Here is a 10,777-nt window from a genome sequence, read left to right as displayed (position 1 = left end):
TCCGTCTAACATCTTGACTGCGCAGGGCGTTCCGACGCCATTTTCAAGCCGCTACACGATTGAATGGGAACGCTTCGGCCGCCGCTATTCAGGTGGTATCCGCGTAAACTTCTAATGCGCAATCTGCGCCTTGTTTTGCCATTGCTCCTTGCCGGTTGCGTTTCGACGCAGCCGGCGATGAGCCCACTGCCCACGGCTTTAGTGACAGCCAAATTGGAGACGCAGCCCGTTGCGACGATGGAGGATGCGGCGGACGATCCTGCGATATGGCGTAATGCCGCAAATCCGGCACAAAGCCTGATCATAGGCACCGACAAGCGTGCGGGCATTCATGTCTATGACCTGCAAGGGCGTCAGGTCGGCTTTACGCCGTCGCCTAGGCTCAACAATGTTGATCTGCGCGATGTAGGCGGCAGCATCGGCGTCATCGTGGCGGCCAGCGACCGTCAGGAGCTTGCGCAGGCGCAAATGGCGTTGTTCCGGCTGGATACTTCCGCCAAGACATTAGTGCCTCTGGTGACGCTCCCTGTGGGGCCTGGCGAGGCCTATGGCATGTGCCTGTGGCAGCGCGCTAGCGACAAGGCATTGTTCGGCTTTGTTGTGTTGAAGGATGGCCGGATTGATCAGGTTGCGATTGACTTGAACACTGCGATACCCAGTGGCAAAGTCGTGCGCAGCATGAAATTGGGCACCCAGTCCGAAGGCTGCGTCGTCGATGACCGCACCGGAATTTTATACGTGGCCGAAGAAGATGTCGGCCTTTGGAAATTTGACGCCGCGCCCGATGGTGCGAACGTCCCGAAGGCGATTGCCAAGGCAGACGGCAAGCAAATCGTGATGGATGCAGAAGGCGTTGCCTTGGCACCATCCGGCACCGATGGCGGCTATGTCATTGTATCTAGCCAAGGCGACAATGCCTATGCCGTCTATAAACTGCCCGAGGCCACTTATGTTGGCCGTTTTCGCATATATGACGGGGCAATTGATGGCGTTCAGGAAACCGATGGTATCGAGCTGATGCTCGGCGATTTTGGACCTAATTTTTCAGGCGGGCTATTCGTAGTGCAGGACGGCGATAACATGCCCGAAACGCAGAATTTCAAGCTCGTCGATTGGGCCGAAATCAAACGCGCACTCGGTTTATAAAGGCAAGTTACCCTAGACAGTTTCTGTTGCTTCGCGCATGGAGATTATATGTCTATATGGTTTGACGAAAAGCTTGATCTTGCGGCGCTCAGCGCAAGCGGCGCAAATTGCATGCCCGGTTTTGTCGGCATCGAATTTATTGGCTATGGTGACAATTGGATCAAGGCGCGCATGCCCGTCGATGAGCGCACGAAGCAGCCTTATGGGCGGTTGCATGGCGGCGCATCGGTAGTCTTGGCCGAAACGGTGGGCTCCACGGCCGCCGCAATGACAGTCGATCCAAGCAAATTTGCGACCGTGGGCATGGAAATCAACGCCAACCACATCCGTCCTGTCAAAGATGGCTTTGTTTTTGCCACAGCGACATCGGAATCAATTGGGCGGACGACGCAAATCTGGTCCATTCGCATCGAGGATGAGGCGGGAAAACTCGTCTGCATTTCGCGTATTACGATGGCAGTCATTTCCACCGATCGCGCATAAAATATTGCGCGATGGGCGGTTGACGTCCACGAGTGATCGGGAAAATGACACCCTAAACAGAAATTGGAATTTGGGCGAATGTCGCTACGTTATGTGAGAGAATTTAAAGGTTTTGCAGGCATCAGGCTTGAGGCCGACGATATTGGTTCTGCCGATGATCCGTCCATTGTTCTGCTGCATGGTTTTGGCCAAACGCGCAAAATGTGGGAGGATGTGGCGATTGCGCTTGAGCAGGCCGGACGCCATGTGATCAACGTCGATCTGCGCGGCCATGGCGGCAGCGAGTGGCCCGCCGATGGCCGGTATGACTTCAATGCCTATGTCGAAGATTTGCGCGCCGTTCTTGGCCAGATGCGCACGCGTCCTGTCGTCATCGCAGCTTCACACAGCGCGTGGATTGCGACCATGGCGCTGGCGGAGGAAGCCGCGACCCTCGCATCGGGGCTGATTTTGGTGGATCCGCCTGCGGGCCATGCCCCAGGATCTGTGCGTGCGGCGGCAGATCATATGTCAGCAGCTTTGGGGCAGGGTTTGAATCAAGCGGATTATGACAATACCATATTTTCCGCCTTTGATGCCCATGACATTGGCGACGCTTTGACGGAAGCCGCATCGCATATCGCGTTGCCCTCGCTGATCATTCGTGGTGCCTTGGGACGTATTGACCCCGAAACAGCACAGCCCGGTTTTATCGAAGCTTTGCCAAATGCAGAAGCCATTGATGTTGATGGTGGTGGCCTGTTGATTGTGGCCGAACGCGCAGAAGCTTTTAACGGGCTGCTCATCGACTTTCTGGAACGCAAACAGCCGCGCTTCATTCCGGAATATCGTTCAGGATCAGATGCGCGCACGTTGCGCGATGCCATGGGCTGTTTTGCCACCGGTGTGACCATCATTACCGCGCATACGCTTGACGGACTTCCGGTGGGCTTGACAGCCAATAGCTTCACGAGCGTTTCGCTTGATCCGCCTTTGTTGCTGGTCTGCATCGCCAACAATTCGGGCAGCGCCGAAACGCTGCGCGCAATTGACGCATTTGCCGTCAATGTCCTGCAAATCGGGCAGCAGCCAGTATCCAACCTGTTTGCCGGAAAAAGTGAGGATCGCTTCTCAGGGACGCGATGGGAAGTGGGCGAATATGGTGCCCCCATATTGCCAAGCTCGCTGGGTATCTTCGAATGCAAACGGCACGCGCTCTATGAGGCTGGCGATCATTTTATCTTGGTTGGCCGTGTGGAAAAGGCGAGTTTTGAACCCCGCCGCGATCCGTTATTGTACTTCCGTGGCAAATATAGGCGCCTGCATTTTACCTAGGGTCAGGACCACTTAAATCCACCTTCGCGGCGTCAAAATGGCAAAGATATCGAAGTGAAATGTCTGCCGCTGGCAGTCATTCTGCCTGCAAGGGCATTTTGCTTTGAGATGGAAGCCATTTTGGCGTCCTTCGGATTTGACCCATTTTGTCCATTGCCGCGTTGGCAAAGCTAGACTTAGAACCACTAAGCCTGCGCTTTGCCGCCTTGCACTGAACAAAATGGCCTCAAACCGCGAAGGTGGATTTAAGTGGTCCTGACCCTAAGCCATCGCCGCATTGACTTGAGCGACGTGATTGTCTAATTTGATTGCAAATGTAACCAGTTTGACAGGAGCGTGATCATGACCGATGTGTTTGATAACCCGTTGGGTCTTGATGGGTTCGAATTTATCGAATTTTCCGCACCGGAAAAGGGCCTACTGGAACCCGTATTCGAACGCATGGGATTTAGCCGGATTGCGCGGCATCGGTCGAAGGACGTCGACCTGTGGCGGCAGGGTGAGATTAACTTGATCGCCAATTATGAACCCAAAAGCCCGGCGGCGTATTTTGCGGCTGAACATGGCCCGTCGGCCTGCGGCATGGCGTTTCGCGTGAAGAACGCGCGCGTTGCCTATGACGCAGCGATTGCGCGTGGTGCCGATCCGGTTGAAACGCGTACTGGCCCAATGGAGCTTCGGCTGCCCGCCATCCGCGGCATTGGCGGGGCGATGATTTACCTCGTCGATCGTTATGGTGATGCATTGTCGATCTATGATATCGACTTTGATTATCTCCCCGGTGTGGACCGCAATCCTGTGGGCGCGGGTTTCAAGATCATCGATCACCTAACGCATAATGTCTATGGCGGACGGATGGCGCATTGGTGCAGTTTTTACGAGCGCGTCTTCAACTTCCGCGAAATCCGCTATTTCGACATTAAGGGTGAATATACGGGTCTCACCAGCCGTGCGATGACCGCGCCGGACGGCAAGATCCGCATTCCGTTGAATGAAGAGGGTAAGGCCGGCGGCGGACAGATTGAGGAATATCTGCGCGCCTACAATGGCGAAGGTATTCAACACATCGCCTTTTCCTGCGATGATTTGCCCGCCTGCTGGGACCGTCTGAAGGCGCTTGGCACGCCCTTCGCGCCACCACCGCCCAAAGCCTATTATGACATGTTGGAGGAACGCTTGCCCGGCCATGGTGAGCCAGTCGATGCCCTCCAATCGCGCGGTATCATGCTCGATGGGTCCACAGAAGACGGCGAACCGCGGTTGTTGCTGCAGATATTCTCGCAGATCATGATTGGGCCAGTGTTTTTCGAATTCATCCAACGCAAGAAGGACGAAGGCTTTGGCGAAGGCAATTTCACCGCCTTGTTCAAAAGCATCGAGCGCGACCAAATTGAACGCGGCGCGCTGCAAGTTGTGGAGCCAGTCGCATGACTGCGCCCGTGAAACTCGAACGGATCCACCATGTTGCCTATCGCTGCAAGGACGCCAAGGCGACTGTGGACTGGTATGCGGACGTCTTGGGCATGGCGTTCACCACAGCCTTTTCTGAGGACCATGTGCCGTCCACGGGCGAATATGACCCTTATATGCACGTCTTTTTGGATTGCGGCGCGGGCAATGTCATCGCCTTCTTCGAATTGCCGAACCAGCCCGACATGGGCAAAGACCCCAATACGCCAGATTGGGTGCAGCATATTGCGTTTGAGGTTGCGGACCTTGACGCGCTGCTGGCCGCCAAGGCACATATTGAGGGGCGGGGCGTTGAGGTGATTGGCCCGACATGTCACGGCATATTCCAGTCCATTTATTTCTTTGACCCCAATGGCCACCGGCTTGAGCTTGCGTGCAACATCGGCACGGCTGATCAATATGCCGAAATGCAACGCACAGCGCCTGTCATGCTTCGGGAATGGAGCGAGACCAAAAAAGCGCCGCGTCATAAGGCATAAAGGCTAAAAGATGGGTTCCAAAGTGGCTATGACTGGGGGCTTTGGAGCGCCTAACGAGAGCCGCCGAAACATTTAGAGCATTGAACGCGCGGCAGACACGCGAATATCGGCGCTTGCAACATTGCGCCCTCTCCGCCTAACGTCCATTCCAATGATATGACCAAATCTTCAATATTGTACGCAGCCATCAGCGCTGAATTTTCTATGATGGACGTCAATTCTAAATTCATTTCTGCGGTAGGAAAAAATGGCTGACAAGAAATTCGACATCATTGTCTATGGGGCTACAAGTTTCGTTGGCCAGATCATCACGCGCTATATGCATACGCAGTTTGCGGATGGATCCATTGTTTGGGCGATCGCCGGGCGTTCGCGCACGAAGCTTCAACAGGTCAGCGATACGATAGGATTATCGGGGATCGAAATGATCGTTGCGGACTCTGCGGATGAAGGCTCATTGCGGCAGATGTGCGCACAGACGAAGGTTGTCATGTCAACCGTTGGTCCATATGCGCTTTATGGCGATTTGCTGGTGCAGGTTTGCGCCACAACGGGCACCGACTATTGCGATCTGACCGGGGAGCCCCAGTGGATACGCAAGATGCAATTACGGCACAAGGCCGATGCTGCAAAAAGCGGTGCAAGAATTGTGCATTGCTGTGGCTTTGACTCTATCCCGTCCGATCTGGGCGTTCATTTTCTGCAGCGCAATGCGTTGGAACAATTCGGCCAAACATGTGACCGCATCAATATGCGGGTTGCAAATATGAAGGGTGGGGCCTCAGGTGGCACGATCGCGAGCATGATTAACATGGTCAAAGAAGCAGTAAGCGATGCCGATTTGCGTCGCGAGCTTAAAGACCCTTATAGCCTGTGCCCACCGGACCACGGCTTTTTTGTTCCGCAACCCGATGTGCAGATTGCCTATGACAATGTCTATGGTGGCTGGATTGCCCCCTTCGTCATGGCGGGCATCAACACACGGATAGTGCATCGGTCGAACGCTCTGGGTCACAATAATTATGGTGCCGAATTCACTTATGAGGAAGCTGTGGCAACGGGTCAGGGCGCGAAGGGTAAGCGGATGGCTCGCGCGACGAGTTGGGGCGTGAATGCCCTTATGATTGGTCTGGCAGTGCCGCCAATCCGTTGGTTGCTCGAAAATTTTGTTCTTCCAAAGCCTGGCGAAGGACCGACCGAAAAGGCACAGTTGGAGGGCGGGTTTGACATCGTTTTCCTTGGGTCAACTGCGCAGGGCGAAACCATCCGGTGCCGCGTTACGGGGGACCGCGATCCTGGCTATGGATCAACCGCCAAGATGCTGTCGCAGGCTGCCGCATGCCTTGCCAAAGATGTGCCTGACACGGTCGCGGGGGGCTTTTGGACACCAGCGACGATTTTGGGCGACAGGCTAATCGATCGGCTCAAAGCGCATGCCGGACTTACGTTTGAGAAACTGTCTTAGTCCGGGACCGTTCCAAGCCACCGCGCCATCGACAAGGCCGAGACGCGCCTCATGACGCTTTCCGGTTGCTATTAATGAGGTTCTGCCCATCGTCTGCAAAAGCGGGTGCCGTAAACAATAACGCAGGCAGAAGCATGAATTTATGCCAGCAAACGGGCTCTTACTGCTTGCTATCGGAATAAACAGCCCGGCTCGCCGCAGGCGCGTCAAGTAGGACCCAAAGTGACACGGACGATGCCCCCAGCAAGGCGGCAACGGCTATCGCACGCGCCTTTCGAGCCTCCATGCCGGGCCAGATCGGCAGTGCCGATAGAGCGGCCAACGCGAGGGGCAGGGCGACGGCGAAGGGAAGCGTCGGCCCCACCCCTTGCATCAACTGATGACCCAGCGACAACATATAGCCACCAACCAGTGCCATGATAGCAATCTGTACAGCAGCGTGCCGCGCCAAAAGCGCAAACGTGGTGAGTAACAGCGGTAGAACCAGAAAATATGCAGCCGTCGGTGCCAGTGCTTGCGCGGCAAGACCGATGATAAACAGTGGCAGCGCGGCACCTACGACACCAACGCGGCTTGACCGCCAGGTTGCAAACAGCACGAGAAACGCCGCCAGCGATCCCAGCGCTACCATAGCCTCTAGCCGAGGGATCGCGGCCAAACGGTCATAATAATTGGCGGGCGCAAGCCCAAGCGATAAGCGGTTGAGCGCGAACAGTATCACTGCGCTCCCCAAGATCAGCGCCAGCATACGTCCGGCACCGGCCGTCAGACCGCCTGTTCCGTCTTGCCGTACGACCCAAACCATTCCGCCTGCCGCCATGATCATCATGACCCAGCCAAGCCAAACGGGATAGATTACAGTGAAGATACCGAATAGGTCAAAGAACACGGCATCAGCCGTCCTTTGGGGTAGTTTATCGGCCTTAAGGAGCGCGTCCGTGAGGTCGAGAACCTGCCCACCCATGTCCTGCAATGACCCTTGATCGAGGTTGTCCGGCGTCGCCATTGGTGAATGGTAGAGGCCAGATCGCCCGATAAAGGCGAAGTTATAGGCCGCGTAATCATGCTTGATAACAGGGGTCAGATCGGAGTCATTGGGCAGGACTGCGTAAATGAAAGCGGCAAGTGAAGAGGCACCAGGGCGACGGACCGCATCGGCATAGACCTGCATTGCGGCACCGTTCTGGTGTGAGGTTTGAAACAAAGTGGTGCGTCCGCCGCCACCGCGTGCTTCCATATTAATCACGGCGCCAACGCTTTTGCGCAAAGGATGGTCAGCCCAAAATTGACGCGCGCCCTGTAGGCCAAGTTCTTCGCCATCTGTGACCAGCATGACCAGATCGCGTTCCTGCTGCCCACGGGCGCGGATTGCGCGCAGGACTTCCAGGCTTGCAGCAACGCCCGTTGTATCGTCGGCGGCACCGGGTGAGCCCCAAACTGTATCATGGTGCGACATCAGAACAACTGACGGCGCGCTGCGATTTTTTCCGGGGAGAATGCCGATTAAATTGACCAAACTAGCCGGTGGGTCATTGCGCCCGCTCCAGTGATTGAGCCGTTTTGTCCCCTTGGCGTCGATGAGGCCTGTGCTCGTTGAAACCTCCATCCCGAGAGCTTCCATGCGGCGCATGATGTGCTCGCGTACGACTGCGTTTTCGGCCGAGCCGGCGGTGTGCGGATTCTTTGCTATGGTCCGCACATCCGCCATGGCCCGTATTGCGGAGAAGCTTTGCGCTGGGGCATTAGCAGGTATTGCTCTTGGCGGGGTCGTTGCAAAAAGCGTTAACAGCACAGCTATAACAAGCGCCACCAAAACCGGACCAAATTTCTTCATGCGCTTTCCCCTCCACTGGGCTGTGTCACACAACACGCTGCCTCTATGACGCTACCATTAACCTAAGGAACGCAGTTGGCTAGACAAACTGACATTTTCCTTGCGCCGCGACTTTAAATCATTGGCGACGAATGCTTCGTCCGGATAGCCCATAGCGATGCAGATCATGATGCCCTGTCCATTAATCACGCAGCCGAAGCCGCACTCCCAAGCCGCCAGAACAATAGCGTGGGTTATGGCGCTGACATATCTGCTGATCCATTACGTGCTTACCCGCTAGCTGGCCATTGCACCGGGATCATTAGACGCGAAGCGGAACGGCAATGCGTTTCAAAAAACGGGGTTCCCTGTAAAGGGTCGCCCGCCTCACGGATAGGCAACCGTCAGGCTGCGGCTTCCCGCTGCACCGGCACGCCGTTTATCACCGATGCTTCGACGCCCAAGTCCCTTGCTATCTCACGTGCGGTCATCTTAGCTGACATCATCACCGAGGGCGTACCGCCACCCGGCTGTGTTCCTTGGCCTACCAGATATAGATTGTGCACATCTTCCGACTTATTATGTGGGCGGAAGAACGCGGTCTGGGTCAGGACGGGTTCAACGCCAAAACCGTTTCCAAGATATGAACCCAGCGTTTCTGAAAAATAATCTGGCGTGATGAAGCTCATATGCTTCAGACGCGCGGCAAGGTCAGGAACATAGCCTCGTTCCTCGAGGAAGCTCAGCACCCGAGTGGACAATTTTGGTCCTTCTATATCCCAGTCTATGCCGCTCGCATTATTGGGTACAGGGATGAGGGTATATGCAGCATGATGACCCGGAGGAGCTAGGGTCGGGTCAGTCAGGGTCGGGATATGGAGATATTGCGAGAAGTCCGGGCTCATTACCTTTTGCTCGAAAATCTCGTCGAGCAACGCTTCATAGCGTGGACCAAGGATGATGTTGTGATGGCGCAAATCGGGATCATTGTCGCGGCGTTCATAACCGAAATAGATCACCATCAACGACATTGACTGCTTCCGGAATTTAACCAGCGCATCGCGGTTGATCCGCCGATGCGCCTTATCGACCAGCTTTAGGTAAGTGGTTGCGTAATCCGCGTTGGAAACCACAACATCCGCAGCTATCTCTTCCCCATCTTCCAATTCCACACCCTTAGCAGTCCGATTTTCCACCAGAATACGCTTCACGGGTGCGTTGACCCGCAACCGACCGCCCATCTCCTCAAATTTCTTGACGAGCCCTGCAACGAGAGCGCCGGTGCCTCCCTTGGCATAATGAATACCCCACGTCTTTTCGACAAAATGGATCATGGCATAGATCGCAGGCACCTTCATCGGGTTGCCGCCGACCAGCAGAGGCTCAAAGCTGAACACTTGGCGCATTTTGTCTGACTTGAAATATTTGCTAACCATGCCGAACAAGGACTGGACCGCACCGAGTTTTAGCAAATCAGGCACAACGCGCAGCATCGACCCAAGGCTTCCAAAATAGGTATATCCCAGCTTCAAAAATCCGCGGTGAAAAATAGCGCGGGCTTGGTCATGAAAGGCTTCATATCCCGCGAGATCTTCCGGCGCCAATTGCTTGATCTGCTCACGTGTGCTGATCGGATCGCCATCATAATCAAAAAACGTGCCATCGTCGAAATAGATGCGATAAAATGGCAGTATTGGGACTATCTCGACATATTTGCTGGTATTCGGTCCGCCCGAGACGCCCTCCCGAATTCTGCAGTTTTCGTCCAAAGTGCTGGCAGGAAAATCCGGCTCGCCAAGCATCGCATGGTCTTGCTGCAGGCTGAACAATTCCTCGATGAAATGGGGCACAGTAAGCACAGTCGGGCCCATGTCGAACACAAATCCATCGACCTTGCGCACATATGCGCGACCGCCGGGTGCATCCAACGCCTCAACTATTTCCGTATCAAAGCCGAGGCTTTGTAATCGTATGGCGCATGATATGCCGCCGATACCCGCACCAATAACAACTGCTTTACGTCGCGACATTTTTTAGACCATCCTTAGTTGCAGCAGATTTAGTGTCTAAAGCTGTTTGGAACAACCTAGATGTTATCCTAGGTGCTAACATGCTAATGATGGAAGCCGCGCATAGTCTCGGGCAGCATGCGCCGCTGGGTTGCACGCTGAATGTCCTTCACGACACGCTCGGCAGAGGCCTTCAGTTGGCCAGAGTGTTTTGGTCTCATCTTCGTTCCTTCGTCATTGCGATGAAACCAAAACACTCCTTAAATCACAACATCAAATCTGTGCCATTGGTGCTGACGGGGAACATGGATGATGCGGCAAAGATTGTCGACAAACCACCGCCCGATTTTCCAGCTTATGCCTTGATGCTGAAAGAACTTATTGCGCAGAACATCGGCACGGAAGCTGGTTGATATCAGGTGGCGGATTTCAGGTATCGCTTACCGGCCATTGAACGACCGCAATTGGGCGTATTCTGTTGAAAAACTCCGCTTGAAGAGGGGAGCATGTTCTGATTCAACGTAACTGTAGTTGGGAGTTATGCTGATGATGGGCGAGCGAACGGTGATGCAGGAAGCGCTGTTTTACAGCTTCAGCA

At 54.8% G+C, this 10,777-nt stretch carries 9 protein-coding genes; 7 read left to right on the top strand and 2 right to left on the bottom strand.

Annotation, left to right across the window (positions count from 1 at the left end; genetic code table 11):
- Positions 1-177: 177 nt before the first annotated feature.
- The 6 genes from ACIQ2T_RS08750 to ACIQ2T_RS08725 all read left to right on the top strand — a co-directional run bounded on the left by ACIQ2T_RS08750 (position 178) and on the right by ACIQ2T_RS08725 (position 6,357).
- Positions 178-1,146: a phytase gene (locus tag ACIQ2T_RS08750; protein WP_397590479.1), complete on the top strand. Its 969-nt coding sequence runs from the start codon at positions 178-180 to the stop codon at positions 1,144-1,146.
- A gap of 48 nt (positions 1,147-1,194) precedes the next feature.
- Positions 1,195-1,629 carry a hotdog fold thioesterase gene (locus tag ACIQ2T_RS08745; RefSeq protein WP_397590478.1) on the top strand — a complete coding sequence of 145 codons (435 nt, stop codon included), beginning with the start codon at positions 1,195-1,197 and terminating at the stop codon, positions 1,627-1,629.
- Between the two features lie 78 nt (positions 1,630-1,707).
- Positions 1,708-2,943, top strand: a complete 1,236-nt coding sequence (locus tag ACIQ2T_RS08740; RefSeq protein ID WP_397590477.1) for an alpha/beta fold hydrolase — start codon at positions 1,708-1,710, stop codon at positions 2,941-2,943.
- A 342-nt stretch (positions 2,944-3,285) separates the two neighbouring features.
- Positions 3,286-4,374, top strand: coding sequence for a 4-hydroxyphenylpyruvate dioxygenase (gene hppD / locus ACIQ2T_RS08735; RefSeq protein ID WP_397590476.1), 1,089 nt, complete (start codon positions 3,286-3,288; stop codon positions 4,372-4,374).
- Complete coding sequence (locus ACIQ2T_RS08730; protein WP_397590475.1) at positions 4,371-4,892, top strand: VOC family protein; 522 nt, start codon at positions 4,371-4,373, stop codon at positions 4,890-4,892. Before hppD ends, ACIQ2T_RS08730 begins: the two co-directional genes overlap by 4 nt.
- A 247-nt stretch (positions 4,893-5,139) precedes the next feature.
- On the top strand, positions 5,140-6,357 hold the full coding sequence (locus tag ACIQ2T_RS08725; protein ID WP_397590474.1) for a saccharopine dehydrogenase family protein: 1,218 nt from the start codon (positions 5,140-5,142) through the stop codon (positions 6,355-6,357).
- Between the two features lie 160 nt (positions 6,358-6,517).
- On the opposite strand, the gene ACIQ2T_RS08720 is transcribed toward ACIQ2T_RS08725, so the two are convergent.
- Both ACIQ2T_RS08720 and crtI read right to left on the bottom strand, forming a co-directional pair.
- Complete coding sequence (locus ACIQ2T_RS08720) at positions 6,518-8,191, bottom strand: M20/M25/M40 family metallo-hydrolase (protein WP_397590473.1); 1,674 nt, start codon at positions 8,189-8,191, stop codon at positions 6,518-6,520.
- Positions 8,192-8,574: 383 nt separating this feature from the next.
- Complete coding sequence (crtI, locus tag ACIQ2T_RS08715; RefSeq protein ID WP_397590472.1) at positions 8,575-10,200, bottom strand: phytoene desaturase family protein; 1,626 nt, start codon at positions 10,198-10,200, stop codon at positions 8,575-8,577.
- Between the two features lie 86 nt (positions 10,201-10,286).
- Between crtI and ACIQ2T_RS08710 the strand changes: the two genes are divergently transcribed.
- Positions 10,287-10,592 carry a hypothetical protein gene (locus ACIQ2T_RS08710; RefSeq protein WP_397590471.1) on the top strand — a complete coding sequence of 102 codons (306 nt, stop codon included), beginning with the start codon at positions 10,287-10,289 and terminating at the stop codon, positions 10,590-10,592.
- Positions 10,593-10,777: the final 185 nt, after the last annotated feature.

This window comes from Sphingorhabdus sp., assembly GCF_044357595.1.
In the GTDB taxonomy this organism is placed as follows: domain Bacteria; phylum Pseudomonadota; class Alphaproteobacteria; order Sphingomonadales; family Sphingomonadaceae; genus Sphingorhabdus_B.
The sequence above is the reverse complement of the archived record's forward strand: the minus strand, read 5'-3'. Positions and strand labels throughout refer to the sequence as shown.